The sequence below is a fragment of the Novosphingobium cyanobacteriorum genome (genome assembly GCF_029436685.1).
GTDB lineage: Bacteria > Pseudomonadota > Alphaproteobacteria > Sphingomonadales > Sphingomonadaceae > Novosphingobium > Novosphingobium cyanobacteriorum.
Genome location: NZ_JAROCY010000001.1, coordinates 136,883 through 162,433, shown reverse-complemented (window position 1 = coordinate 162,433; position 25,551 = coordinate 136,883). Strand labels below are relative to the sequence as shown.

Sequence of the window (25,551 nt, the reverse complement as noted above, 5' to 3'; positions counted from 1 at the left end):
CTTCGATCTGGTGAGGTTGAGGATGGAGGGATCAGGCTGCGGCGTGGAACCGCGGGGCGGAACGGGTGGCGGAAAGCTGAGGCCCCAGCGCCGCGCGGGCGGCCTCGAAGGCGTTCCACAGTGCGATGTCGCGCAAAGCGGGGATCGTGCTGGTTTCACCTTGGTCAAGCCCGGCGAGCGCGGAATCGACCATATCTTCGGCGTCCATCACGATCTCGGTCGGCAGGTGTTCCACCGGCAGGCCGCCCAGCGCCCAGAAGTCGGTACGGGTGGCTCCCGGCAGGACCGCCTGGGCGCGGATGCCCTTGTCGGCCAGTTCGTGGTTGAGCGAGGTGGTGAAAGCCTGGACGAAGGCCTTGGTGCCGCCGTAGACGCCATTGAGCAGTTCCGGCGCCACGGCGACGATCGAGGCGATGTTGATCACCGTGCCCCCGCCGCGCGCCACAAACGCGGGCACGGCGGCATAAGTAAGCCGCATCAGCGCGGTGACGTTCAGCTGCACCATCGCGTCCATCCGCTCCACGTCGCTTTCGAGCAGGGTGGTGTGGGTCCCGATACCGGCGTTGTTGACCAGCGCGGTGATGCTGGCGTCTTCGCGCAGTACCTTTTCGACACGCGCCAGATCGGCGGCGTTGCCCAGATCTGCGGCGAAAGCTTCAACGGCGCGGCCAGTCTTGTTCGAGATCTGCGCGGCCAGCGCCTGAAGCTTGTCCTTGTTGCGGGCGACGAGGATCAGGTCATAGCCGCGGGCGGCGAGACGATCGGCGTAGATCGCGCCGATGCCGGTCGATGCACCGGTGATCAGAGCGGTGCCGAGGGAGACGTTGTTGGTGGTCATGGTCGTAGTCCTTGTGCTGCTGAGAGCATCAATCGCTCTCGACACGGCCTTTATGGACGGGCTGGACCTTGGCCGAAATGACGTATAAAATACGTTTTAAGGACATGCTCGATCGGAGGTTGCCTTGCCCCACGTTTCCATGGTTCTCACCCCGGGCTTCCAGTTCCTTGCGCTGGGCGTCCAGGCTGCTTTCGAGCTGGCCAACGTGGTGCAAGGTGAGGCGTACTACACGCTATCGATCACCTCACCCCAAGGAGGAGAGGTACAGTCTTCAAGCGGCTTTTCAGTGCCGACCCAGCCCCTGGCAGAGGTCGGACAGGTCGATACGCTGCTCCTCCTCGCCGGGCTGGAGCCTCCGCCGGTACAGGACGCTGCAACACTGGAGCACCTGCGCGAGATGGCGAAGAGCGCGCGGCGCGTTGCGGGACTGTGCACCGGCGCGTTCCTGCTGGGGCAGGCGGGTCTGCTCGACGGGCGCCGGGCGACCACGCACTGGGCCTATGCGCGCCAGATGCGCGACGCGTTTCCCAATGTGCAGGTGGAGGAAGACCGCATCTTCATCAACGAAGGCCCGGTGTGGACGTCAGCCGGCCTGACCGCAGGGCTCGACCTCGCAGTGGCGCTGGTAGAGAAGGACCTGGGGCGCGAGGTTGCGGGCTCAGTGGCGCGGCGGCTGGTCATGCACCATCGGCGCGCAGGCGGGCAGACCCAGCATTCCGAACTGCTCGAACTTGCCCCCAGCAGCGATCGTATCCAGAAGGCGCTGATCCATGCCCGGGCCAATCTGGCGCACCCATTGACCGTGGAGGAGCTGGCCGAAGTCGCCGCTCTTTCCCCGCGCCAGTTCAGCCGTGCGTTTCGCGCCGAAACCGGGCAGACGCCCGCGAAAGCGGTGGAACAGATCCGCTTGGAAGCGGCGCGGCTGATGATCGAGGAAACGCGGCACGGACTGGACCAGGTGGCCCGCGAAACCGGCTTCGTGGATCTTCGGCGGATGCGCGAGGCGTTCATGCGCCAATATGGCCAGCCCCCGCAGACGATCCGTCGACTGGCGCGGGCAGCGTAGTTCAGCCCCGCCGCTTTACCTGGCAGCGATTCCGTCGGGCAGGTAGGCGAAGCGGGCGGGCACCTTCAGGCGGATTTCGGTGCCGAAGCCTTCGGCGCTTTCAATGCGCAGCTTGCCTTTCATCGCCCGTGCGCGCTCGTATATGCCGAGCAGGCCGTAGTGACCCGGCCGGCCCTTTGGCGAAACGAAGTCCGGACTGATCCCCACGCCATTGTCGCGCACGAAGACGGTAAACCTGAGCGGACCGAAGACCACGCCGACATCCACCCGTGTCGCGCCCGAATGGCACGCGGCATTGTTCAGCGCCTCGCAAATGACCGCGAGAACTTCATCAACCAGTTCTGGCAGTAGGCGGTGGGGTCGGCCACGGACCACCAGGGGGCCGATCAGCCCGGCAGGATAGATCTCGTCGGCTGTCAGTCGTTGCACTTCCCGCACGAAGTCGCGCTCGTCCGCACGCCGCAGGCCGCTCACGCGTTCACGGCCCTCCACCAGCATTTCCTCCGCCCGGTCCAGCGCTGGGACCAGGACCGCCTGCGCCCGCGGATCGTCGGCAAAGCGATCGGCCACGGACTGAAAGCGCATGATCAGGCCCTGCACGCCCTGGATCATGGTATCGTGCAGTTCGCGGGCGATCCGCTCCCGCTCATGCGTGCGGGCAAGCATCCGCTGCTGGATCTGGCCGCTCACCTGGCTAAGACGCAGGCTGAATCCGGCATAAAGCAGGCCCAGAAGCACCAGCGCCGCCGTGACGCGAAACCACCATGTCTGGTGGAATGCGCGTGCGATCTGAAAACGAAGTCGCGCGGGCCTGGCGCTCCATGCGCCATCCTCGTTCGCAGCGAGCACTTCGAACGTGTAGTCGCCCGGACCGAGATCGGAAAACACCGCGCGCCTGACATTCCTGACCGTGGTCCAGCCGCCGTCCGCGCCGTTCAGCCGAAAGCGGAAAGTCACGCGCTGCGGCACGGAGAGGCTCGGCGCGGTGAAGCCGATTTCCACGCGCGTTGTCCCCGCGGGCAGTTGCAGGCCGTCTGCCGCGTTCAGGGTGCGCGCCCCTGCCTGGATCGTCCTGACCTGCACGGACGGCGGCATGCGATTGACCGAGAGCGAACCCGGATCGATCGAGAGGACGTTGCGGCGTGTGGCGAACCAGACCCGTCCATCGCCACCGACGACGATCTGGTCGCCCCCGCCCTTCTGGACGAAGCTGTTGAGGCCGTCTCGAAAATCGAAAAGGCGAGTGGGAACGGGCGCCCCCGGATGCGCAAGGGCCCGGGCAAGATCGGCGGTGCGCAGGCGGACAACCCCTTCGTCCCCCACGGCCCAGGTATAGCCGGAAGGCCCTTCGGCAAGGCCGTTGAGCGACGCCGCCCACGGGTAGCGCGCCTTGTCCAGCAGCGGCCGGCCGGGCAGGAACGGGGCGGCCAGGCCGGCCGCTCCGCTGACCAGCACGGTCCCCTGCCCCATCAGCATGCCTTCGATGCCTTCGCTCGGCGCGGAACGTTCGTCGATACCCACGAAAGGCACAGGTCCGGAAGGGACGCCGTTGCGAAAATGGATGACCGGGCGACCATCCGGCAGGATGGCGACATTGCCGGGCACCCCGATGCCGGGCCCCAGCCCCGGCCAGGTGGTCCATCGGCCGTTGGCAAACACGAACAGCCCCTTGTCCAGTGCCGGCAGCCAAAGCCGCCCCATCGCGTCTTCGGCACAGGCCTGCGCCGTGAACGGCGTAGGCTTGGGCGATGCAGCCCGTTGCCCTCTCGCCAGCCTGATGACCTGGTTGCCGGTGACGACCCAGACGCCGCCGGACGCGCTGCGGCACAGGGCGTCCACAGGGCTGTCGGTGCGCAAGGCCAGCAAGGGCTCCGCGCCACCGGCAATGCGATAGACGCCGCTCGCTTCGGCGGCAAAGACGGTGCCGTCGGCAGCAAGTGCAAGGCGGTAGGAGCTGGATGAATTGACAGGAATGCCCGGCGGGGCGGTGATGGGAACCCGGCGCAGCATGTTGAGCCCCAGCTCCGTGCCGACCCAGACGTTCCCCTCGCGATCGCGGAAGATGGCGCGGGTCTGGTCGGACAGCAGGCCGAGTGTCATGTCGAGCCGCGCCACGCGGATTTTGCGCGGGTTTCCCAGCGGATTGATCACCCGCACCACGCCGTCGCTCCAGGTCGCCTCCCACAGGTCGCCGTGGCGATCGAAAAGGGTGCGGGTGCCGCCCGCCGGTTCAGGGTGCCGGTGAAGCGGGCCGCGCATGATCGCGCCCGAACCTGCCACTGCGACCCGCCGTATACCCAGCCTGTCCGACAGCCAGATGCCGCCATCCGGATCTTCGGCAAGGCTCGATCGCGGCGGCACGGCCAGCCCGGTCGGTTCGAACCTTTCCGCGCCCGGCCTGCGCCGGTAGATCGCGTGTTCGAGCACGACCCACAGCGTACCATCACGCGCGACCAGCAGGTTCCACACCGGCTGGTCCGGCAGGCCGGAAGCCGCATCGAATTCCTGCCACCGTCCGCCGGAGTATCGCGCCAACGATCGCACGCTGCGCCCGCCGCGCGCCACCCAGATGGCACCGTCGCGATCCTCGGCAATGTCGTTCACTTCGCGCGAAGGGTTGGGCATGGCTGATGGGCGAAGCGCCCCCTCGCGGTAGACCAGCAGCCCCTGCCCCCGCGCCAGTCCGACCCAGACTTTGCCGCTGCGCGCAGCCAATACCTGTGCCACCACCAGCCGCCGCCTGCTCTCCACCTTTTCGAACGTAACCCCATCGAAGCGGAACAGGCCGTCCACGCCACCGATCCACAGCATGCCGTCGGCCGATTGGGTGATTGAGTTGATCCGGCTGGGCGCCCCCTCTTCCAGCGACCAGTGGGTTATGCGGAAGCCCCGCAGGGCATCCGCCGCTGGTCGATCCGATGCAGCCCGAGCGTTGAACTGGACCAGCAGCAGCAATCCCGCGGCCAACGCGCCGGCTATGCGCGATCGCCACCGCCGCGTCGGAACATCAGAGTTCAATGATGCCCCGCCGCGCCGCAGTGGTCACCGCATGCGTGCGGTCGCTGACGTTGAGCTTTGAGAAAATGCTCTTGATGTTGGACTTGACCGTTTCCTCGGCCACGCCAAGCCGCCATGCCACCTGCTTGTTGGAATGGCCCCCGGCGATCATCTGCAGGATCTCGACTTCGCGCGCATTCAGCGAATCCTGGATGGCGTGCAGTGCGATTTCCTGCGCCACATCGGGGTGAAGGTGGCGCTGCCCCCGGTGGACGGTGCGGATCGCGCTCAACAGTTCGCGGCGAAGGCTGCTCTTGAGCAGGAAACCGGCCGCCCCCGCGCGCATTGCTTCCAGCGCCTTGGCATCCCCCGAATAGGTGGTGAGCACGATGATCCGCGCTTCGGGCGCCTCTGCCCGGATGGCACCTATGGCCTCCACCCCGCCCATCTCCGGCATGCGCAGGTCCATCAGCACGATGTCAGGCCGCAAATCACGATAGAGCCGCACCGCTTCCAGCCCGGTGGCCGCTTCGCCGGCGATGACCATGTCGTCCTGCAGCGCGATCACCGACCCCACCCCTTCGCGCAGGATGGGGTGATCATCGGCGATGAGAATGCGGATCGGATCGGCCGTGGCGGCAGGCATGCAGGGATTCCGGGCTGTGCCGCCTGCAAACGCCCATCACCTGCAGCCGACCCGTTCCGATTATCACGCCGCGACGGGGCTTGGTAGCCACTCAAAAGCGGGGCCGATATCCCCCCGAGCGGGTGTTCCGCCCGGCTCGTCAGGGGCGCACTCTTGGTCCGGTTCGAAAGGGAACACCATGACCGACCGATCGCTTCCCGCCGGCCTCGGGCTGGACCGCCGCCATTTCATCGCCGCCGCCTCCCTCACCGGAGCCGCAATCGCCACCGTTCCCGGCAGCGCCCTTGGCGCGGCCGCCGCGCCATCAGGAGACCACGCCATGGGCACCGTAACCACCAAGGACGGCACGCAGATCTTCTTCAAGGACTGGGGTCCGAAGGATGCCCAACCCATCGTGTTCCATCACGGTTGGCCGCTGACGGCAGACGACTGGGACAACCAGATGATGTTCTTCCTTCAGCACGGCTTTCGCGTGATCGCGCATGACCGGCGCGGGCATGGCCGCTCCACCCAGACCGACACCGGCAACGAGATGGATACCTACGCGGCGGACGTCGCTTCGCTGGCCGACCATCTCGACCTGCGCAATGCTGTTCACATCGGGCATTCCACGGGCGGTGGGGAAGTTGCGCACTATGTTGCCCGGGCACGCCCCGGTCGAGTGGCAAAGGCAGTGCTGATCGGCGCGGTTCCACCGATCATGCTGAAGACTGCGGCCAATCCCGGCGGTCTGCCGATGGAAGTCTTCGACGGTTTTCGCGCAGCGCTGGTCGCCAATCGTGCGCAGTTCTTCCGCGATGTGCCTTCCGGGCCGTTCTACGGCTTCAACCGGCCCGGCGCCAAGGTCAGCCAGGGGTTGATCGACAACTGGTGGCGACAGGGCATGATGGGCGGCGCCAAGGCCCATTATGATTGCATCAAGGCCTTTTCAGAGACCGACTTCACCGACGATCTGCAGAAAATCGACGTTCCGGTGCTGATCATGCACGGCGAGGACGACCAGATCGTGCCCATCGCGGACTCCGCGCTGCTTGCCATCAAGCTTGTGAAGAAGGGCACACTAAAGACCTATCCAGGCCTGCCGCACGGCATGGCCTCCACCCACGCCGACGTGATCAACGCCGATCTCCTCGCGTTCATCAAGGGCTGATCCAATGACCTACACCAGCCGCATCGACCTGTCCGAACACGTCCGCAAGAATGCGAGCACGCTGCTGCAGGCGCGCCTGTCCGACGCGCTGGACCTTGAGGCGCAGGCCAAGCAGGCCCATTGGAACGTGAAGGGCCCGCACTTCCTGCAACTGCATCAGCTGTTCGACAGCGTGCATGACGAGATCGAGCAGTTCGTGGACCTGCTGGCCGAACGCATCACCACGCTCGGCCATGTGGCCGACGGACGGGTAACCACCACCGCCGCAGCCTCCTCGCTCTATGGCTATCCACTGGAAGCCAGCGGGGGGGAGGCGCACCTGAAAGCGCTGGCCGGCAGCCTGGGCGAATTCGGCAAGCTTGTCCGCACCGCCATCGGCGAGGCCGAGGAAATCGGCGATGCCGACACCGCCGACCTCTTTACCCAGATCTCGCGCGAGACCGACAAGCAGCTTTGGTTCGTCGAAGCCCACCTGCAGTCCCACTGATCCACACGCTCAAATCACGGAGCCAGTCCGATGTCCTTCCGCTCACAGAAACTGATCAACGCCGACGACACGCTGTTCATTTTCATTGACCATCAGCCGCAGATGGCGTTTGGCGTGACCACGATCGATCGCCAGACCTTGAAGAACAACACCGTGGCGCTGGCCAAGGCGGCCAAGCTGTTCAACGTGCCGATCATCCTTACCGCGGTGGAAACAGAGTCCTTCTCCGGCTACATCTGGCCCGAACTGCTGGACGTGGTGCAGCAGAAGCCGATCGAGCGCACCTCGATGAACTCGTGGGATTCCGACGAGCTGGTTGCCCAGGTGAAGGCCAGCGGTAAGAAGAAGCTGGTCATCGCCGCGCTGTGGACCGAGGCCTGCCTGCTCTATCCCACGCTCTGTGCGATCGAGGAAGGGTTCGAGATCTACATCGTCACCGATGCCTCGGGCGGCACTTCGCAGGAAGCGCATGACGCAGCCGTGCGGCGCATGGAACAGGCCGGCGCGCATTCACTCACCACGATCAACGCCCTGCTTGAACTGCAACGCGATTGGGCCCACCGCGATACCTACAACGGCGTGATGGACATCGTGCGCGAACACTTCGGCGCCTATGGCATGGGCGTGGATTACGCCTACACCATGGTTCACAAGGCGCTGCAGCGCGGCTCCTTCCCCCATGAAGCGCCCCATCCCGAAGGTCATTGATCTCCCGCGCCCCCTCTCCCAGCGGGAGCCTCCTGCCCATGAAGCCCTATCTTGCCAGCCTCGGTGTCGGCCTGCTGGTCGGCGCCATCTACAGCCTCCTCGGAACGCGATCGCCCGCCCCCCCGACGATCGCACTGCTGGGCCTGCTCGGCATGCTGCTGGGCGAACAGGCTGTTCCGCTGGCGAAGCAGGTGCTTCATGGGCGGGAGGTGGCGGCCTTCTGGAAAGGCAACTGCGCCGAGCGGGTCACCGGCCTGCCGGCAAAACCGGATGACACGCCCGGACCCGACGGCCCCCAATGAGCGCGACGCGACGCGAGACGCTTGCCGGCGCCATAGCCGCTTCGGCCCTGTCGCTCCTTCCCGGTCTGGGCCTTGCCCGCAGCAATGGAAAGCCTGCCCCCATGTCCAACGACCTGATCATCGTGAACGCCCTTGTCACCACGCTTGATCGGGAAAACCCCCGGGCAGAGGCGGTGGCCATTCGCGACGGGCACTTCCTGGCTGTCGGGTCCGAGGCTGAGGTGCGCGCCGCCGCTCCCGAAGCCACCGTGATCGACGGCCACGGGCGAAGGCTTATCCCCGGCCTTATCGACAGCCATATGCACATCATCCGGGGCGGGCTGAATTTCAACATGGAGCTGCGCTGGGACGGGGTGCCGACCCTGGCCGATGCGATGGCCATGCTGAAGGCGCAGGTTGACCGGACCCCGGCGCCGCAATGGGTGCGCGTGGTGGGCGGCTTCACCGAGCACCAGTTCGCCGAAAAGCGCCTGCCCACGTTGGCGGAACTGAATGCCGTGGCGCCCGATACGCCGGTGTTCATCCTTCACCTGTATGACCGCGCGCTGCTCAATGCCGCGGCGCTGCGCGTGGTGGGCTATGGCAAGGATACGCCGGACCCGCCGGGTGGGGAGATCGTGCGCGATGCGGCCGGCAATCCCACCGGCCTGCTGCTGGCCCAGCCCAACGCGACGATCCTCTATTCCACGCTGGCCAAGGGGCCGAAGCTGCCCGAGGACTACCAGATCAATTCGACCCGCCACTTCATGCGCGAGGTCAATTCGTTGGGCGTGACCAGCGTGATCGATGCCGGGGGCGGTTTCCAGAACTATCCCGACGACTACCGCGTGATCGAAAAACTGCACGCCGAAGGCCAGCTCACGGTCCGCATCGCCTACAACCTGTTCACGCAGAAGCCGAAGGAGGAACTCGCCGACTTCGCCGGGTGGGTGAAGCAGGTTTCACCCGGCCAGGGCGACGACAGCTATCGCCACAACGGCGCGGGCGAGATGCTGGTCTATACCGCGGCGGACTTCGAGGATTTCCGGGTTGCGCGGCCAGACATGCCGCCATCGATGGAGGGGGACCTCGAACCGGTGATCCGCCTGCTGGCGGAGAACCGCTGGCCCTGGCGATTGCACGCCACCTATGACGAGACCATCGGCAGGGCGCTTGACGTCTATGAAAAGGTCAATCGCGATGTCCCGCTGGCGGGCATCAACTGGTTCTTCGACCATGCCGAAACGATCAGCGAGCGTAACATCGACCGCATCGCCGCGCTGGGCGGTGGGATCGCGGTGCAGCACCGCATGGCCTACCAGGGTGAATACTTCGTTGAACGCTATGGCCGCCGCGCGGCTGAGCGAACCCCGCCGATCGCGCGGATGATCGCCGCCGGCCTGCCCGTTGGCGCGGGCACGGACGCGACGCGCGTGGCGAGCTACAACCCTTGGGTCTCGCTGTCATGGCTCTTAACCGGGCGAACCGTGGGCGGCCTCTCGCTCTATCCCGGCGCCAACCGGGTCAGCCGGGAAAAGGCGCTGGCGATGTGGACGCACGAGAACACGTGGTTCTCCAGCGAGGTCGGCAAAAAGGGGCAGGTCAAGGCAGGCCAATTGGCCGATTGTGCGCTGCTTTCGGCGGATTACTTCGCCGTGCCCGAACTCGACATTCCGCACATCCGCTCGGTCCTGACCCTGCTGGGCGGCAAGGTGGTTCATGGCGAAGGAGATTTCGCCACACTCGCCCCGGCCCTGCCTGCCCCCATGCCGGACTGGTCCCCCGTGCGTACGTTCGGCGGTTATCACCGCCAGCCGGAAACGGCAGCAAAGATGGCCGGCGCCTGCGGATGCGGCACCGCCTGCACGGTGCACGGGCACGATCATGCGGCGGCGCTGGGTGCCAGCGTTCCGGCTGCCGACGTCCAGAGCTTCTGGGGCGCGCTTGGCTGCGGCTGCTGGGCGGTGTGATGGCGATGCGCGATGGCGAACCCAGGCTGATCCATGCGATCCTCGATTGGCCACCGACATGGTTTGTCGCACGGCTGCTGCTGGTAGGCGCCTATCTGATCGGCGGCATCGCCAAGCTGACGGACTGGGGCTGCGCGGTCGCCGAACAGGCACACTTCGGCATGAACCCGCCTGCGCTTTGGGCCGGCCTGACCATCGCGGTCGAGGTCATCGGGCCGCTGCTGATCCTTGTCGGCCGGTTCGTGTGGCTGGGCGCAGGCATGCTCGGGGTCTTCACCCTGCTCGCGGCCTTCGTCGCGAACGCGTTCTGGACCATGCAGGGACAGGACCGGTTCATGGCCACCAATGCCTTCTTCGAACATGTCGGGCTGGTCGGCGGCTTCATTCTCGCGGCGCTGGTTGCCGAGCATGCCAGGCGCGAAGGGCGGATGTAGCGTATGGAAAGCAAGCCAGCGGTCCCGCTCAAGACCCCTGCCCCGCTGTTCCGGCTCCTGCTGTTGCTGTCCGCCACCACCGGCATGCTTGATGCCGCCAGCATCCTGTGCCTGGGCAAGGTGTTTACTGCGAACATGACCGGCAACGTGGTCTTCCTCGCCTTCTCTGCAGCAGGCGCTCCGGGCTTCTCTCCGCTGCCTTATCTCACGGCGCTGGGCGCATTCATCGTCGGCGCGACCATTGCCGGGCGGATCTGGCGAATGCCCGGGTCGCACATGCTGCGCCACTGGCTGATCGTGGCGGCGGTGATCGAAACAGTCCTGCTGCTGCTGGCCGGGATCACCGCGATCGGGTTGCAGGGCTATGGCTCAGCGTTCGACTGGCGGTCATGTTCGATCCTGGCACTGACTTCGGGCGCGATGGGATTTCGCAACGCGATCGTCCGGCAATTGAAGGTGCCTGACCTTACGACCACGGTACTCACGCTCACAATCACCGGGCTCGCCTCGGATTCCCCGTTGGCGGCAGGCTCAGCCCCAAACCTTCCGGCGCGATTGGGCGCCGTGGGGATGATTTTCGGTGGTGCAGTTATCGGCGCCTTGCTTGTACTGCACACTGGCTTGGCCACCACACTGCTGGTCACGGCAGGACTGGTCCTTTGCGGCACGCTGGTATTCGCGCGTCATCCGCAGATGGCTGAGATGCAGCGATGAGGCGGGTCTGCGCCGCACTTGCCTCCATCGGGCTTGCGCTGGCGCTGCGGACACCTGCTTTCGCCCAGCAGGTTGCCCGCACAAACCTGCGCTATGATGAGGACTGGTCCCGGAGCACGCCGGTCGAAGGCATCAACTCGCTCAAGAACGTGATCCTGAATGGCTCGGGCACGGTCCGCGCCACCTTTGGCTTGGAATTGCGGGCCCGATACGAAGGCTTCGACAACACAGATTGGGCGCAGAAACCGGACGACGGCTACCTGTGGCTGCGCGCCATGCCCTATGCCGACATCCACGCCGGGCCGGTGCGCGCATTTGTTCAGCCGATTGCCGGCTATGCGCGCGGGGTGGCCGGCGGGCCTGGCCCGGCAGACAGGACCGGGCTGGACCTGATGCAGGGCTTTGCCGAATTGCGCGTGCCGCTGCGCGGATCGACCCTGATGACGCTGCGTGGCGGGCGTCAACTGATTGCCCTGGGATCGGAACGGCTGGTCGGCCTGCGTTATGGCCCCAACATTCCACAGGCATTCGATGGCGCCCGCGTCCTCGCCGAAACGGGCCGCTTCCATCTTGATCTGTTCGCGTTGCGGCCCGTGCAGGTCGGTCCGGGCAATTTCGATGACACCCCATCCGATGTGCGGCGGCTTTCCGGTGCCTACCTCACCACCCGGCTGGGTGGCGGCGCCAGCGCAGACCTTTACTGGCTGCATTATCGCAATGATCGGGCCACTTTCGGCGGCGTGACCGGTGCGGAACGGCGCGAAACCTATGGCCTGCGCCTGTTCGGCAAGCGTGGCCGCCTGGCGTGGAACTGGGAGACGATGATCCAGCGTGGCCAGTTTGCCGGCTCGGCCATTCGCGCGTGGTCACAGGCGACCGAGACCTCGCTGTCCTTTCCAGAGCTGCGATACAGGCCAAGGCTGCGACTGCGCGCCAATATCGCCAGTGGCGATGCGCGGCGCGGCGATGGCAGGCTCGGCACCTTCAACGCCATGTTTCCAAAGGGCAAGTACTTCGGCGAACTGTCCCCGATCGGCCCCCGCAACATCGTCAACCTGCATCCCAGTTTGGATCTCGATCTTGGCCACAAGGTCAGTCTCGACATTTCCGGCATCGCGTTCTGGCGCCAGACGACCGGCGATGGCATCTATGATGTTCCAGGCCAGCTGATCCGCGCGCCCGGAAGCAGCAGGGCCCATCACATCGGCAAGCAAGTGGAAATGGTGGTGGGCTGGCAGGCCACGCCCGTCCTGTCCTGCGCTGCATCGCTCTCGCTTTTCGTGCCGGGCGCATTCCTGCGCGAGACCGGGCCTTCCCGACCGATCAGGATGGCCGGCCTGGAAACGATGCTGAAATTCTGACCGGGCCCGCCTTCAAGGTCGTGGCCCAGGCCATAAACTCATGAAGGGCACCATCGAGGTTTGAGGCAAGTCGGCCAGGTGCAAGGAAGGAGGGCGCTGGAACATGTCGATATTTCACGCCCGACTGACGCGGCAGATGGCCGTTTTGATCAAATCCCGAAGGGACGTCAGAATGGCTTCCATCTCGGGCCGAAACGCCCTTGCAGGGTCGACCAGCCCCTGCGGCAGACCTTTCGGCCCGATATGTTCGCCATTCTGACGCCTCGATGGTGCCCTTTATGAGTTTGCGGCCTAGAACTTCGCGCCGAAACCGGCGGTGACCTGCGGCCCCGGATAATAAACCGAGAAGGCCGCGTTTGAGTATCCCAGCGTGGTCCGGATCGGGGCGTTGGTGGCGTTGAGCATGGTCAACGTCAGTCTGAAGCGATCCTGCCAGCCGGGAATGCGATAGATCAGCGACAGGTCCAGCTGGCCGCGCGGATCGGCGTACTGTGCCAAATCGAGCCCGTTGAGCGGTCCGTTCACAGCCACGGTGCGCCCCACCCTGTCATAGCGCGCACTGGCGGATACCGCACCGCGTTCATAGAACAGTTCGACCGCCCCGGACCAACGCGGCACGCCGGGCGCCACAAGCCCGGATTGCGAACTTTGTGCAAAGTGGCTCGCCGAAACGGTAATCCCTGCGCCCTTGGCCAGATGGTCGAGCGGCTGGGTCCACAGCATGTCTATCCCGCGCAGGGACAGGCTTTGCAGGTTTATCGGGCGGGTCAGCGAGATGGGCAGGTCCGCCACCGGAATGCCCGTCTGGAAGGATCGGTCGTTCAGCACGTTCTGCTGGGTGGAGGACAGCGCGCCAAACGGGATGCCCAGCGATGCAAAGCGCACGCGCGTCGATTGCACCACCGTGAAGCCATCGATGCTGCGTGAAAGGGCGGACAGGCTGAACAGGCCGACACCGCCCGTATACCATTCGATGCCAGCGTCGAAGTTGGTCGATGTGTAGGGCCGAAGCTGCGGGTTGCCCGCGGCCGCAATCTGGGCGGAGGAATCGGTGAACACCGTGCTTGGCAGCAGTAGCGCCGGATCGGGCCGGCTGAGAGTGCGGGCGAACGCTAGCCGCAGGTTCACGCGGTCGTTCATCCTCGCCACCACATTGCCCGATGGCAGCCAGTTGGCATAGCTGCGGCGCGAACCGATCGTCACCACCTCACCATTAAGCAGCGCGACACCCACGACATCCTGCCGCGTATCCACGCGGCGCAGTCCGATGTTCGCCCGCACGTCGCGCCCAAGCAGCCGGACGGAGCCGCTCGCCTGCACATAGGCCGCCAGCACCCGCTCGCCGATGTCGCCCGGCGGGTTGCCGCCAACCTGCGTGGTTGCCAGCGGCGCCGCATCCGAGAACGCCTGATACCCCGTATCGCGCTTCAGGGCGGCAAAGTCGGGAGCAATGAACTGCGTGTAGCCAACGCCGCCGGAGGACAGGTGCCCGAAATCGACGATCGGCGCGCGGGACAGATAGCCGGCAATTGCCGAATTCGGCACGCTGCCTTCAATGCCGGTGCAACCCGCGCCACAGACGGCAAGCTGGTAGGCGGCGCTGTTGTCGTACGATCGGATCTGACGCCGGCCGAGATCATAGGCGGCACCCGCCGCCAGGGACAGCTTCCGGTCGCCAGCAATCACGTCCACACGCGCGCTGTCGGTCCGGGTCTGCCGCGTGATGTTCTGGATGTTGAGGCGCGACCACTGCCAGCCGAGCCCGGGATCGCCAAGGTCGCGGTTGGCGGTGATCAGCGGCTGCACAGCCTTGCCCGTGTTGTCAAACAGGACGTCGATGCCCGATTGCATGGGGGTCTGGAACAGGAACGTGGGTTGTTCACGCCTGAAAGTGCTGCGGCTTGTCCGGGCATTCGCTTCGATCCTGAAATCGGGCGCAGCCTGCCACGTGACCTCGCCACCGACCATATGGAAGCGGGCGTGCTGGTCATACAGCGTTTCTTCGGCAAGAAAGGCAGAGTTCGCGAACAGGCCCGATGTGATGACGTTGTTGCGATCGATGGTGAGGCCGATCGGCACCATCCCGCCGGTGGACTGCGCCGTCTTTCCGGGCCCTGAATTGCGAACGTACCATTGCATGCCAAGGTGTTCGTAACTGCGTGATCCACTGGCCAGCAGGCCATCGAACGCGATCCGCAGCCGGTCGACCGGTTGCCATTCCAGCGCCGCCATCGCCGCCGTCCGCCTCCGCGTGCCCGACAGGGCGAGCTGGCGGGCGAGACGCGGCAGCAGCCCGGCGCTGATCTGGGGCAGCGACAGGCCCGAGGTGGCGGCCAGGTCCACCGGATCGCCAGGTCGCAGTCCATGGCCGGTGCTGGCCGGAACCACCGATGCATAGCTGAAGCCGTTGCCCGTATCCCCCGGCAATGCGCAGCCCGGGCCGCAATCCGGCACGTTGGCATCGGTCCAGCCAATGCTCTCGAAACCATCAACCCGCTGTCGCGTGCGCTGCGCGGCAAGCCCCACCAAGAGGCCGAACCGCTTGCCCGACCAGTTCGCGATCAGCGCCCCGCGCGGGGAAACCGTCCGGTTCGATCGGGCGTATTGCGCCTGGCCGCTGGCGGTTACCTGAAAACCGGGCCGGTCCGAAGGCCGCAGGGTGCGCAGGTCAACCGTGCCGTTCACCCCACCTTCGGGCATCGCCGCTTCCGCCGCGCGGGCGACGTCCACCCGCGCGAAGAATTCCGCTGGCAGCAGATCGAAATCGACCCCGCGACCACGCGATCCGCCATTGGTGCCACCGTCCGATGCAACCTGCAGCTGTGCGCCGTTCAGCAGCACCCGCGCGAATTCCGGTCCCAGCCCCCGGACCGAAACCTGTACCCCTTCCCCGGTCATATCCCGCACCAGCCGCACGCCTGGCAGACGATCGAGAGCCTCGGCCACGTTCGCTCCGGATGTCCGGGCCAGATCTTCCAGCGTCAGGGTATCCACCGCAACGGTCGCTTCGTGCCTGCGTTGCAAGGCATCCAGCAACGAACTGCGCAGACCGGTAACCACAATGGCCTCGCCCGGCCCTGCCTGGTCCGCGCGCAACCCATCGGCAGAAAAGGTTTGCGCCGATGCCTGGTGAGTCAGCGCAAGCGACGATGACGCCAACGCCAGCGCCCGGGCTGCCACGGCCAGCGGGCGAGAACTCACGACGGGCACGGTGCCGACTCCCTTTGGTGCAACGCGCTATAGGCGCACTCTCGTCGCACCGCGCCTCCTTTCTTTGGCGGATTGCGGCGGCATGCGGGCTGTCGCTGATCGACAGACGGCTTGAACAGGCCCGGCACCGGGCAACAAAATGTTACGATCGGGAACGCAACCTGCAAAGCAGGCCATCTAGGTAGGCTGGGCAAAGTTCAGACCAGAGCAAACCGATGCCGACCCTTTCGATCGTTGCCCCAGCCTTGGCCCCTGCGCCTGCGGTCATGCCCGCCACCTTCTGCGCGAATGCCGTCCGCGCAGTGGCTTGCAACGCTGATCCCGGCAACACCCGCCGCTCGCGACCCACAAACACCAAAGGCGAAGAGGCACAAGCGCAACTTGCCGCGCCGAAGGAGCAAACGTGATGCATGGAATCGTTGCCCTCATAGCCAGCACTGCCGCAATCGCGATTGCCGCCCCGGCCCTTGCCCTTGAAGAACTGCCGCGCGGCCTTGCCCGGCTTGGACCTGAAACAGTCGCACGCGCTGTGCGGATGACCGACGATCCGGCCCAGCGCATTACGGTGATGTCTACTGCGGATGCCTGGTCTCAAGGTCATGCGCTGCAGGGCGCCTATGCCACCGACGTCCACCTCAAAGCCGTGGTTGACCGCGTGACGCGCAAGGCGCGGTGGCAGGTCTGGCATGAACTTGAGTACCAGGGCGCGGAACGGCGGTTTTCCGGCGTCACATATCTGCTGGGGGCCAACAAGATTGAAACCCCGCTCACCAGCGTGGAACAGTGGACCGATTATTCGGTCGACGGCGATGGCTTCGGTCGCGATGCACGCCGTGCGCGGGTGGTGTTCGAACTTCCCGAGGATGTCGTCAGGCTGATTGCCGCCGGCTATCGCGCGGGCAGCCGCGAACCGTGGCGCCTTCAGTTCCGCGAGGCCGGCGGGGGGGATGTCAGCGCAGGCCTGGCTCCTGCCGAGGTGGCCGGCCTCGTGCTGGCCTTTGAACGCTGGCAGGCCCGCGGGTCCTGATCGGCTGCCGCGCTTCAGCCGGGAACCGCCGCGTTATGGACAAACCCCAAGCGATAGTGCCACTGACAGAGCCTATGCCGGCTGCATCGATTCTGTTGGTTGAAGATGACGGGCCCCTGCGCCTGTTGACTGCGCGTGCCCTGCGCGAACATGGCTATGCCGTGCGCACCGCCGCCACAGGCGCGGAAATGTGGGTTGCGCTGGAAAGCGAGCCGGCAGACCTGCTGGTGCTCGACATCATGCTGCCTGGTACCAGCGGGATCGAACTGTTCCGCCAGCTTCGCCGCAAAAGCGACGTACCCGTGATTTTCGCGAGCGCTCGCGGTAGTGAAGAAGACCGCGTGCTCGGGCTTGAACTGGGCGCTGACGATTATCTCGCCAAGCCGTTCAGCACCCGCGAACTCGCGGCACGGGTCAGCGCCGTGCTGCGCCGTCACGGCCGCGCAGAGGATGGCTCGGCAAGCCCCGGCACCAAGCGCAGCAGCACGATCCGCTTCGAAGGCTGGAGCCTGTCACTCAACCGGCGCGAGCTTCATTCACCCAGCGGCGCCATTGTCGACCTGACCGGTGCCGAGTTTGATCTGCTGGCCACCTTCCTCAGCAACCCGCAGCGCGTTCTTGGCCGCGAACGGCTGATAGAGCTGTCGCGCACGCGCCTGGCCGACAGTTCCGATCGCAGCATCGACGTGCTGGTCAGCCGCCTGCGCCGCAAGTTGACCGATGGCGGCAGCAGCGCTCCCATCGTCACCGTGCGTGGCGCCGGTTACATGTTCAAGGCCGAGGTCGTTTCGGATTGAAGCTGCGCCTGGGACCGACCGACTGGCGTCCGTTTCGCAGGTTCGGGCTGACCGAACGCCTTCTGGCGATCCTGCTCGTCGTCGTCACCATCGATTTCGTGGTCAACTCCGTGCTGTTTGACCAGGCCGGTGCATTCGCCCTGCGCCGCGATGACGCCACTCGCATTGCCGACAACGTCACGCTGGTCGGCCGCGCGCTCGATCGCACGCCGCCCGACAGACGCAGGGAGACCGCGCAGGCGCTCAGCACCGCGCGCTTCATTCTCGATTGGGCGCCCACCGCGCCCCTGCCCGTCACCGCAACGGCCAAGGGCAATGCGCTCTATGACCAGGTGGTGGGAATTGCCCCCGATCTTGCCCGTCACAACCTGCGCATGGAAACGCAGGCCCGTCGATCGCCGCAGCTCATCGACGGGTCGATCCAGCTCACTGATGGTTCGTGGGTCCGCTTCCGCACCCATGGCAGTGCAGCCTGGCAGTTCGACATGGCGCGCCTGTTGCTGCCCTCCGTGCTGCTCGGCGTGCTGGCATGGCTGCTGTTCCGGGTCACCTTGCGCCCGATCCGCGATCTGGTCCGTGCCACCCGGCGTGTTGGTTCCGCCCCGCCTGAGGAATTGCAGGAACGCGGACCGGACGAACTGCGTGACCTGATCCGCGCATTCAACCAGATGCAGCAGCGCATTTACCGTTCGCTGCAGGCCCGAACGCAGTCGATGCTGGCGATCGGCCACGATCTCCGCACGCCCCTTTCCCGCCTGCAGCTGCGCATAGAAAACGCTGATCTGGACGAACCGACAAGGTCGGCCCTGATGCGCGACACCGATGAGATGAACCATCTCCTCCGCTCTCTGCAAGCCTATGTCGATAGCGGTGCGGAAACGATCCCGCGTGAACGAATCGATCTGGCAGTCATGGCAACTACGCTTGTCGACACCGTGGCCGATGAAGGCGCCGACGCCACTTATGACGGGCCTGAACACCTTGAGGTCGTGGTGCGTCCGGTGGCCATTCGCCGCTCCATCTCCAACCTTATCGAGAACGCGCTTCGCTATGCCGGAAATGCCCGCGTCCGTGTGTGGGAAGAAGCCGGTGACGCCATCGTCGAAGTGGAGGACGATGGCCCGGGCATCCCTGAATCTCGCATGGGCGATGTGCTCCAGCCTTTCGTGCGGCTTGACAACGCACGCGGGCGCAGCACTTCGGGCATGGGCCTGGGCTTGCCGATTGTGCGCCGCGCCATCAAACTGGAAGGCGGCGTGCTTACCCTGGTCAACAGGCCGGAGGGCGGACTGCGCGTTACCATCCGGCTCCACGGCGCGACCGGTTGCCGCTGATACCGATTGAGCAACACTTTTAAACACTGCTGACAGATTCAGGCAAAGTCAGTCGTTTAAGCAGAAGATCGTTCGTGGCCAGCGTGCCGCGTTCGATCCTGATGGAGCCCCTTCTGCCGGACGTCCCCCAACATGGTCCGGCATCGGGGCCGGGCGAGCCCAAGGCTCGCCCGGCCCCGCTTTTTATGCACTTTTTGTGCATTGCAGCACTTTTTCGTGTTGGACCTACTTGCCAAAATTGATTGTTTCGCTATTCGGGGGTCTCCATCTTGATGAAGGCACCGCTTAGACGAGAGGCCGCACGCGATGGACGCAGGTGGAACGGAACCCAATCAGGGAGGACGTTCCAAAATGAAAAAGATCATGGCCGCCGCCGCACTCGCCTCTGCCGTGCTGGCTTCGACCCAGGCCCACGCGCAGGAAGAAGCGCCCGGCCCCGTCACCGTCTCGGGCAGCGTTGCGCTCGTTTCCGAATATCGTTTCCGCGGTGTTTCCCAGTCCGACCGCGCCATGGCGGTCCAGGGCGGCATCACCATCGCCCATGAAAGCGGCCTCTATGTCGGCACCTGGGGTTCGAACCTTGCCGGTTGGGGCACCTTCGGCGGCGCGAACATGGAGCTGGACCTGATCGCCGGCTTCAAGAAGACCTTCGGCAGCGCCACCGTCGATGTCGGCGCCACCTGGTACATGTACCCGAACGGCTTCGACAACACTGACTTCGTCGAACCCTACGTCAAGGTTTCGGGAACCACCGGCCCTCTCTCGCTGACTGCAGGCGTCGCCTATGCGCCGAAGCAGGAAGCGCTGGGTGCGTGGTACGCCGATGGTGCCGCCGCCGCATCGGGCGTCTACACCAACCCTGGCGACAAGAACGACAACCTCTACCTGTGGGGCGATGCCGCCGCCGGCATTCCCAACACCGGCCTGACGGTGAAGGCGCACATCGGCTATTCGAAGGGCAACGACGGCCTCGGCCCGTTCGCAACCTCGGTTGCCCCCACCGGCGAATACTGGGACTGGATGCTGGGCGCGGACTACGCGATCCCCACCACCCCGCTGACCCTCGGCGTGGCCTATGTCGATACCGACATCACCACCGCCAAGGCCGCTTACCTCCAGCCCAGCTTCTCGCGCGGGCAGGACGGTGTCGGTTCGATCGCCGGCTCGGCTGTGGTCGTTTCGCTGACCGCCGCGTTCTGATCGTTCCAGACGTCAAGACGCATGAAACGCCCCCCTGTCGCAAGGCAGGGGGGCTTTCTTTTGCTCGCGGCCCCAGCGCCGCGCACTCACCTGACCACTGAAATTCCCAAGACGAACCTGGCGCGCAAGGCGAACCTCGGCTTCGCGATCTAGCCTCGCAATCTGGCCGCTCAGTCGAGCCCCAGCTGCGTCCGGTCCACCAGCGAGGCCACCAGTTCCGCGTGCGATGCAGACAGCCGATATTCGGCATCCACCTGCCGCAACCGCGCATCGGCGGCAGATTCCTCGCGCAGGTTCACCAGGATGAAATCGCTGGCGCCCAGGTTGAAGCGCCGCCGCTCCGCATCGGCCATGCGGTTGGCAAGGCTCGCTTCGTCGGCTGCCAGGCTCGCCAGTCGGCCTGATCCGTCGACCTGCGTCTTCAGGTTGGCGATCTCGACCGACAGCTGCTGTTCCAGCAGGCGACGGCGATGCTCCAGCGCATCCGTCTCTGCCGCTGCCTCGGCGATCTTGCCTCGCGCCTGTCGCTGCTCCAGCGGCAGGCTGAAGCGCAGGCCGACGATGGCTTCTGTCGGTCGCCTGACAAAGGCCATCGGGCCACCCTCGCCAAAGTCCTTCGATCCTTCCACCCGCACATCCAGCCGGGGGCGCAGCTCGTTCTCGGCCAGTGCAGAGCGGGTTGATGCCTGCGACAGCCGCGTGACCAGCACCTGCATGTCAGGCCGCGCCGCGATCGCATCCTTTTCGCTGACGCTGCCCTGCGCCATCAGCCTTGGCAGGGTATCGGGCAGCTGGTCCACTGTCGGCACCAGCGGATCGCCATTCTGGTTGCGCAGGAACAGCGAAAGCGCATTGGCCTGCACCGCCAGGTCCTGCTCCGCCCGCGCCAGCAGCGATTGACGGCGCACGATGTTCTGCCGGTTCTCAACCGCCAGGATCGCCGGTCGTGCGCCCGCGTTTACCAGCTTCTCGATGGACTCCTGCCGTTCCGAGGCCAGCTGCAGCAGGTCGCGATAGATCTTCAGCCGCTGCCCCGCCGCCACCCATTGCTGATAGGCCTCGATCGCGCGCCGCTGCACGCCCACCGCCACCATCTCGCGCTCCAGCGTGGCCACGTCGGTATCCAGCCCGGCAATCGCCAGACGCCCGCGGCGTTCGTCGATCAGCCGGTCGCGCAGCAGCGAAAACACGGCCCCTACCCGCACCTCGCCCAGCCGGTTGGTCACCGATTTGCCCTCGTATCCGGGGAATGGCCCGAACGAGAGGCGATAGCCGCCGTAATAGCTGCCGCCGTTGTTGCTCAATGGCCGCGTCGCCTTGGCATCGATGGTGCCGCCATCATAGTACCCAAGCGCCCGCCACTGCGCATCGCCTTCAAACACCAGGTCATACAGCCCCTGTGCCGTCAGCAGGCGCGCGTCCGCCTGCCGCTCGCGCGCCACCGCTTCCAGGATCTGCGGCGCATGCGATGCGGAAGATGCCAGCACCTGCCGCAGGGTCAGCTCCTCGGCTTGGGCAGCAGAGGCGGCCTGCAGCATCAGCAGGCCGATCAGGAAGCGCTTCACTTGCCCTCCTCCTCATAGCCTTCCTTGGCCGAGTCCTTGCTCTTGCTCTTGTCGCCCTTGTCGCTCAGCGCCTTGCCCAGCCCCTTGCGCGGGCCGGGGCGTTCGCGCGGGGTCATCTCCAGCGGGAAATCGTTCAGCTGGCGCCACAGTTCATAGCCGACGCTCACCGTTTCCATCTGGATCCAGCCGCGCACCTTCGAACCCAACCGCACGAAGTTGGTATCCGGCCACGGCGCAGCGCCCGGCAGCGGCTCCACCAGCACGCGGAACAGCCCGTTGTCGAGCGCAGACGGGTCGATCGAGCGCACCCGCCCGTCGAACATGCCCTGCGCCACCGAAGGCCAGCCGCTGAACTGGATTGCCGGCCATCCTTCGAAGTTCAGCCGCACCCGCTGCCCGCGCCGCACCATCGCCACGTCCCGGCCGTCGATCTGCAGCTCCACCACGCGATCGGTCTGCTCGGGCGCCAGCGTCGCCAGCCAGTCGCCCGCACTCACCAGCGACCCGCCGACATTGGCGTTGATCGCCTGTATGCGCCCTTCGCGCGGCGCGCGCACCACCTGCATGGATTGCCGGTTCAGCGCGATGTCCACCCGGCTCAGCTTGGCCTTGGCCTCGGCCAGCTTGGCGGCGTGCTCGGCCACCTTGATCTGCGCGCTTTCATAGTCGCGCCGTGATGCCAGCCCCTCGCCATAGAGCGAGCCGGTACGCCCCACGTCGAGCCGCGCCACCGCCATCGCCTGCGCCACGGAATCGATCTGCGCCAGCACCTGTGCGCGCTCGGCCGCCATGCGCACCAGCACGTCGGGATCGTTGTCCACGATGCGGGCGATCGGATCGCCTTCCTTCACCGTCTGCCCGTCGTTGACGTACCACTTCTCCACCCGGCCGGGCAGCAGCGCGGTCACCTGCTGCACCCGATCATGCGGGTCCAGCGCGGTCACCACTCCCCGCCCCGGTGCGGTCTGCACCCACGGCACGAACAGCAGGAACGCAACCACCGCCGGGATGGTCAGCGTGATCATCCACGCCAGCGTGCGCATCACTCCCGGCGGGCGCATCGCCGCCAGCGTGCTGAAGCGTTCGGAATAGTGCGAGGCGCGGATCATGGGCGGATCTCCTTCGCCTGGCCGCCCATCGCCACGTGCCGGATGTCGTCGATCGTCCTCCCGCGGATCTGTTCGCGGGTGCCAAGCCACAGCCAGCCGTCGCGCTCCAGCCCTTCCGGCCGCCCGGTGAACTGCAGCACCGTCGTCCCCGCCTCGCGCATCTTGTCCAGCACCAGCTCCAGTCTGTCGGGCGGCAGCAGGTCATACAGTGGCGACAGCACCAGGATCTTCGGCTGCGAAAGCACCGCCCCCGCCAGCTTCAGCGCCATCGTCTCGCCCACGGCCAGCGGCCAGCCGAGCGGCGAGAGCATCGTGTCCATGCCCTGCGGCAGCTGCCCCACCCGGTCGGCCAGCGCCACCAGGTCCAGCGCATCCATCATCTCGTCATGCCGGTCCCCGCTCGACAGCGCCAGGTAATCGCGCACCGAAAGGTCCACGATCGTGGGCCGGTCCAGCACCACCACATCCGATCGCAGGCGCAGCATGTCATAGGTGCCGATATCCGCCCCGCCCACTGTCACAAGGCCACGGCTGGGCACGTCGAGCCGCTTGAGCAGCACCGAAACCAGCCGCTCCACGCCCGGTGCCGCCAGGATGCCCAGCTGCTCCCCGCTGGCGATGGCGAAATCAAGCCGCCGCTCGCCATGCTCCACCGCGCGAAAGCCGATGGCGCCATTGGGCAGGCCCGGCGCATCAGCCTTGGGCATGGTTTCCTGCGGCACGTCCCAGAACAGCGAAACTTCCTCCAGCCCGCCGACCAGGTCATAGAACACCTCCATATAGGTGCCGAGCTGCGCGATGCCGTAGAACACGCCTGAAAGGATCAGCTCCGCCGCCACCAGCTGGCCGATCGAAAGTTCACCCGCAATGATCAGCATCCCGCCGATGGTCAGCAGCCCCGCGCTGGCGCAGGCATACAGCAGCAGGAAGCAGATCGTCTGGGTAAAGCTGTAGCGGAAGTGCGTGCGGTGCTTGGCCACATAGTCGGCGGTCAGCGCCTCCGACCTGTCGATGGCAAAGTGCATATGCCGGCTGGACTTGTAGAAACCGTTGGAACTGCCCACCCCGTCCAGCCAGTGCGCGGCGGCGTGCTTGGAATGGCTGAGCGCGATGGCCGAGGCGAAGCCGCCGCGCGCCCACACGATGCAGACCAGCGCGATCAGCGACACCAGCACCACGTTGAACGCCAGCACGAAGGGGTGGTAGAAGCTCGTCACCACCAGCCCCACCACGCCCTGCAACACGATGGCGAAGCCACCCAGCAGCAGGCTCGTCAGCGCCTTCTGGATCGTGGCCATGTCGAAAAAGCGGTTGAACAGGTCACCCCGCCGCGCATCGTGGAAAAACGGATTGCGCGCATGCACGGCCCGCAGCGTGATTTCCGCCATCATCCGCGCAAAGAAACGGCGTTCGAACAGCGCCATGACATGCACGCGCAGCGCGCTCAGCAGGCCCGCCAGCAGCAGCAGGGTAAACAGGATCGCCGAAAGCGTGAACAGCGGCGCGGGCATGGCGATGTTCGCCACCGCGTTGATCAGCAGTTGCACCGAGATCGGCGTGGCGAGCGACAGCAGCGAGATTGCCGCGCCATAGACCAGCGCCATGCGCAGATACGGTCCATCAGGGCCGAGGATCAGGCTGATCCACCGCGCCACCTGCCGCATTCCCACGCCTTGCCCAATCGTTGACCCGCTTTCCGGCCCGGCCATTCGCCTTCCTTTTTGCAGTTGCGAAAGGCGTAGATAGACTGCGCCGATCTCACCGCAAGGTCACGCAGGACCCAGCAAGAAAAAGAAACATTCGGGACAAGAACCCGACAACGGTTTCCCCGGATTCCGACCCTCCTGCCTTGCTGGGCGTCGAAGATCGAATCTCGTTCCGTCACCCCATCGCCCAGCGGACAAGGTAGGGCAGGCCCAGCACGGCGCTAAGCCCCGCCGTACCCCAGCGAGCCAACCTGCGATCCTGGTGGTTCCACAATCCCAGCGCACCGGAAGCGCCGATCGCCCCCGCGCCGGGCACCCACAGCCCTACCAGGCCGGTCAGGCCAAACAGGCCCATCAGCCGCACCCCTGCGCCTGGCCTCGCCGGATCGGGCCTGTTGCGCAGGCCGGCAAGCCCCGCGAAGCCGATCAGCCCCAGCAGCCCGATCAGCGGTGCAGCGCTGTCCAGCATGTCGTTCATTGCTTTTTCTCTCCCGTTGCGCCCGCGGTTGGCCGCAGGTCCCTGTTGCAAAGGCCAATTTCACCGCCCCGCCCCGCAGCCTACCCAGTCTCGCAATTCCAAGCGAAAGGACAAGATGATGGAGCGGGTAACCCTGTTCGGCTGGCTGGATTTCGAAGGAAAGGATGTGACCGCAATCCTGCGCGGCGCCACCCACCTGATCGCCCCCACCTATGAAGAGCCCGGCTGCATCCATTATGTCTGGACCGCGGACCCGGTGCAGCAAGGGCGCATGTGGGTGTTCGAGGAATGGGAATCGGTGCAGTCCCTCACCGATCACCTTGCCGGCCCGCTCTATCGCCAGATGGCGGACTATCTCTTCGCCTCGGGCATGACCGGGGCCGAGGTCGACAAGTACCGCGTCGTCCAGAAGCAGGGCGTCTATGATGGCGAAGGCACCCCGCGCGCGGATTTCTTCTGAGCGCCGGGCGTCC

Annotated in this window: 22 protein-coding genes; 14 read left to right on the top strand and 8 right to left on the bottom strand. The window is 65.7% G+C overall.

The window, feature by feature from the left end; all coding sequences use genetic code 11:
* Positions 1 to 31 precede the first annotated feature (31 nt).
* On the bottom strand, positions 32 to 838 hold the full coding sequence (locus tag POM99_RS00765; RefSeq protein WP_277274824.1) for an SDR family NAD(P)-dependent oxidoreductase: 807 nt from the start codon (positions 836 to 838) through the stop codon (positions 32 to 34).
* A 139-nt stretch (positions 839 to 977) separates the two neighbouring features.
* On the opposite strand from POM99_RS00765, the gene POM99_RS00760 reads away from it, so the two are divergent.
* The gene (locus POM99_RS00760) at positions 978 to 1,904 is read left to right on the top strand and encodes a GlxA family transcriptional regulator (RefSeq protein ID WP_277274823.1); all 927 of its coding nucleotides are present in this window, start codon (positions 978 to 980) and stop codon (positions 1,902 to 1,904) included.
* A 15-nt stretch (positions 1,905 to 1,919) separates the two neighbouring features.
* Here POM99_RS00760 and POM99_RS00755 read toward each other — a convergent pair whose 3' ends face one another.
* Positions 1,920 to 4,871, bottom strand: a complete 2,952-nt coding sequence (locus POM99_RS00755) for a sensor histidine kinase (RefSeq protein ID WP_277274822.1) — start codon at positions 4,869 to 4,871, stop codon at positions 1,920 to 1,922.
* Between the two features lie 40 nt (positions 4,872 to 4,911).
* Positions 4,912 to 5,547: a response regulator gene (locus POM99_RS00750; protein ID WP_277274820.1), complete on the bottom strand. Its 636-nt coding sequence runs from the start codon at positions 5,545 to 5,547 to the stop codon at positions 4,912 to 4,914.
* A 319-nt stretch (positions 5,548 to 5,866) separates the two neighbouring features.
* On the opposite strand from POM99_RS00750, the gene POM99_RS00745 reads away from it, so the two are divergent.
* From POM99_RS00745 to POM99_RS00710, 8 genes are all read left to right on the top strand, one after another.
* Positions 5,867 to 6,697 (top strand): alpha/beta fold hydrolase, encoded by an 831-nt coding sequence (locus POM99_RS00745; protein WP_277275070.1) that lies wholly within the window; start codon positions 5,867 to 5,869, stop codon positions 6,695 to 6,697.
* Positions 6,698 to 6,701: 4 nt separating this feature from the next.
* On the top strand, positions 6,702 to 7,184 hold the full coding sequence (gene dps, locus POM99_RS00740; protein ID WP_277274819.1) for a DNA starvation/stationary phase protection protein Dps: 483 nt from the start codon (positions 6,702 to 6,704) through the stop codon (positions 7,182 to 7,184).
* A gap of 30 nt (positions 7,185 to 7,214) precedes the next feature.
* A complete protein-coding gene (locus tag POM99_RS00735) occupies positions 7,215 to 7,892 on the top strand; it encodes a hydrolase (RefSeq protein WP_277274818.1) in 678 nt (225 codons plus the stop codon).
* A gap of 38 nt (positions 7,893 to 7,930) precedes the next feature.
* Complete coding sequence (locus POM99_RS00730; protein ID WP_277274817.1) at positions 7,931 to 8,194, top strand: DUF1427 family protein; 264 nt, start codon at positions 7,931 to 7,933, stop codon at positions 8,192 to 8,194.
* A gap of 101 nt (positions 8,195 to 8,295) precedes the next feature.
* Positions 8,296 to 10,143, top strand: a complete 1,848-nt coding sequence (locus POM99_RS00725) for an amidohydrolase (protein WP_277275069.1) — start codon at positions 8,296 to 8,298, stop codon at positions 10,141 to 10,143.
* A complete protein-coding gene (locus POM99_RS00720; protein ID WP_277274816.1) occupies positions 10,143 to 10,577 on the top strand; it encodes a DoxX family protein in 435 nt (144 codons plus the stop codon). The genes POM99_RS00725 and POM99_RS00720 overlap by 1 nt, the downstream gene beginning before the upstream one ends.
* Before the next feature lie 3 nt (positions 10,578 to 10,580).
* Complete coding sequence (locus POM99_RS00715; protein WP_277274815.1) at positions 10,581 to 11,291, top strand: YoaK family protein; 711 nt, start codon at positions 10,581 to 10,583, stop codon at positions 11,289 to 11,291.
* Positions 11,288 to 12,652, top strand: a complete 1,365-nt coding sequence (locus POM99_RS00710) for an alginate export family protein (RefSeq protein ID WP_277274814.1) — start codon at positions 11,288 to 11,290, stop codon at positions 12,650 to 12,652. The genes POM99_RS00715 and POM99_RS00710 overlap by 4 nt, the downstream gene beginning before the upstream one ends.
* 291 nt (positions 12,653 to 12,943) lie before the next feature.
* Here POM99_RS00710 and POM99_RS00705 read toward each other — a convergent pair whose 3' ends face one another.
* On the bottom strand, positions 12,944 to 15,862 hold the full coding sequence (locus POM99_RS00705; RefSeq protein WP_277274813.1) for a TonB-dependent receptor: 2,919 nt from the start codon (positions 15,860 to 15,862) through the stop codon (positions 12,944 to 12,946).
* Positions 15,863 to 16,268: 406 nt separating this feature from the next.
* On the opposite strand from POM99_RS00705, the gene POM99_RS00700 reads away from it, so the two are divergent.
* The 4 genes from POM99_RS00700 to POM99_RS00685 all read left to right on the top strand — a co-directional run bounded on the left by POM99_RS00700 (position 16,269) and on the right by POM99_RS00685 (position 20,220).
* A complete protein-coding gene (locus tag POM99_RS00700; protein ID WP_277274812.1) occupies positions 16,269 to 16,889 on the top strand; it encodes a hypothetical protein in 621 nt (206 codons plus the stop codon).
* A gap of 74 nt (positions 16,890 to 16,963) precedes the next feature.
* The gene (locus POM99_RS00695) at positions 16,964 to 17,686 is read left to right on the top strand and encodes a response regulator transcription factor (RefSeq protein ID WP_277274811.1); all 723 of its coding nucleotides are present in this window, start codon (positions 16,964 to 16,966) and stop codon (positions 17,684 to 17,686) included.
* The gene (locus tag POM99_RS00690) at positions 17,683 to 19,020 is read left to right on the top strand and encodes an ATP-binding protein (protein ID WP_277274810.1); all 1,338 of its coding nucleotides are present in this window, start codon (positions 17,683 to 17,685) and stop codon (positions 19,018 to 19,020) included. Before POM99_RS00695 ends, POM99_RS00690 begins: the two co-directional genes overlap by 4 nt.
* A gap of 351 nt (positions 19,021 to 19,371) precedes the next feature.
* Positions 19,372 to 20,220 carry a TorF family putative porin gene (locus tag POM99_RS00685; protein ID WP_277274809.1) on the top strand — a complete coding sequence of 283 codons (849 nt, stop codon included), beginning with the start codon at positions 19,372 to 19,374 and terminating at the stop codon, positions 20,218 to 20,220.
* A 170-nt stretch (positions 20,221 to 20,390) separates the two neighbouring features.
* Here the strand turns inward: POM99_RS00685 and POM99_RS00680 are convergent, their stop codons facing one another.
* The 4 genes from POM99_RS00680 to POM99_RS00665 form a co-directional block, all read right to left on the bottom strand.
* Complete coding sequence (locus POM99_RS00680) at positions 20,391 to 21,785, bottom strand: TolC family protein (protein WP_277274808.1); 1,395 nt, start codon at positions 21,783 to 21,785, stop codon at positions 20,391 to 20,393.
* The gene (locus POM99_RS00675; RefSeq protein WP_277274807.1) at positions 21,782 to 22,894 is read right to left on the bottom strand and encodes an HlyD family secretion protein; all 1,113 of its coding nucleotides are present in this window, start codon (positions 22,892 to 22,894) and stop codon (positions 21,782 to 21,784) included. The genes POM99_RS00680 and POM99_RS00675 overlap by 4 nt, the downstream gene beginning before the upstream one ends.
* A complete protein-coding gene (locus tag POM99_RS00670; protein ID WP_277275068.1) occupies positions 22,891 to 24,558 on the bottom strand; it encodes an ABC transporter transmembrane domain-containing protein in 1,668 nt (555 codons plus the stop codon). Before POM99_RS00670 ends, POM99_RS00675 begins: the two co-directional genes overlap by 4 nt.
* A gap of 217 nt (positions 24,559 to 24,775) precedes the next feature.
* Entirely contained in the window at positions 24,776 to 25,078 is a 303-nt protein-coding gene (locus tag POM99_RS00665) for a hypothetical protein (protein WP_277274806.1), read from the bottom strand.
* Positions 25,079 to 25,196: 118 nt separating this feature from the next.
* Between POM99_RS00665 and POM99_RS00660 the strand changes: the two genes are divergently transcribed.
* Positions 25,197 to 25,538: a putative quinol monooxygenase gene (locus tag POM99_RS00660; protein ID WP_277274805.1), complete on the top strand. Its 342-nt coding sequence runs from the start codon at positions 25,197 to 25,199 to the stop codon at positions 25,536 to 25,538.
* Positions 25,539 to 25,551: the final 13 nt, after the last annotated feature.

Excerpts from the sequence above, each read along its gene's own strand:
- POM99_RS00660 (WP_277274805.1), top strand. The coding sequence starts at position 25,197 with ATGGAGCGGGTAACCCTGTTCGGCTGGCTGGATTTCGAAGGAAAGGAT.
- POM99_RS00665 (WP_277274806.1), bottom strand. The coding sequence starts at position 25,078 with ATGAACGACATGCTGGACAGCGCTGCACCGCTGATCGGGCTGCTGGGG.
- POM99_RS00750 (WP_277274820.1), bottom strand. The coding sequence starts at position 5,547 with ATGCCTGCCGCCACGGCCGATCCGATCCGCATTCTCATCGCCGATGAT.
- POM99_RS00760 (WP_277274823.1), top strand. The coding sequence starts at position 978 with ATGGTTCTCACCCCGGGCTTCCAGTTCCTTGCGCTGGGCGTCCAGGCT.
- POM99_RS00695 (WP_277274811.1), top strand. The coding sequence starts at position 16,964 with ATGCCGGCTGCATCGATTCTGTTGGTTGAAGATGACGGGCCCCTGCGC.
- dps (WP_277274819.1), top strand. The coding sequence starts at position 6,702 with ATGACCTACACCAGCCGCATCGACCTGTCCGAACACGTCCGCAAGAAT.
- POM99_RS00720 (WP_277274816.1), top strand. The coding sequence starts at position 10,143 with ATGGCGATGCGCGATGGCGAACCCAGGCTGATCCATGCGATCCTCGAT.
- POM99_RS00685 (WP_277274809.1), top strand. The coding sequence starts at position 19,372 with ATGAAAAAGATCATGGCCGCCGCCGCACTCGCCTCTGCCGTGCTGGCT.
- POM99_RS00735 (WP_277274818.1), top strand. The coding sequence starts at position 7,215 with ATGTCCTTCCGCTCACAGAAACTGATCAACGCCGACGACACGCTGTTC.
- POM99_RS00700 (WP_277274812.1), top strand. The coding sequence starts at position 16,269 with ATGCATGGAATCGTTGCCCTCATAGCCAGCACTGCCGCAATCGCGATT.
- POM99_RS00725 (WP_277275069.1), top strand. The coding sequence starts at position 8,296 with ATGTCCAACGACCTGATCATCGTGAACGCCCTTGTCACCACGCTTGAT.
- POM99_RS00670 (WP_277275068.1), bottom strand. The coding sequence starts at position 24,558 with ATGCGGCAGGTGGCGCGGTGGATCAGCCTGATCCTCGGCCCTGATGGA.
- POM99_RS00765 (WP_277274824.1), bottom strand. The coding sequence starts at position 838 with ATGACCACCAACAACGTCTCCCTCGGCACCGCTCTGATCACCGGTGCA.
- POM99_RS00715 (WP_277274815.1), top strand. The coding sequence starts at position 10,581 with ATGGAAAGCAAGCCAGCGGTCCCGCTCAAGACCCCTGCCCCGCTGTTC.
- POM99_RS00675 (WP_277274807.1), bottom strand. The coding sequence starts at position 22,894 with ATGATCCGCGCCTCGCACTATTCCGAACGCTTCAGCACGCTGGCGGCG.
- POM99_RS00710 (WP_277274814.1), top strand. The coding sequence starts at position 11,288 with ATGAGGCGGGTCTGCGCCGCACTTGCCTCCATCGGGCTTGCGCTGGCG.
- POM99_RS00730 (WP_277274817.1), top strand. The coding sequence starts at position 7,931 with ATGAAGCCCTATCTTGCCAGCCTCGGTGTCGGCCTGCTGGTCGGCGCC.
- POM99_RS00745 (WP_277275070.1), top strand. The coding sequence starts at position 5,867 with ATGGGCACCGTAACCACCAAGGACGGCACGCAGATCTTCTTCAAGGAC.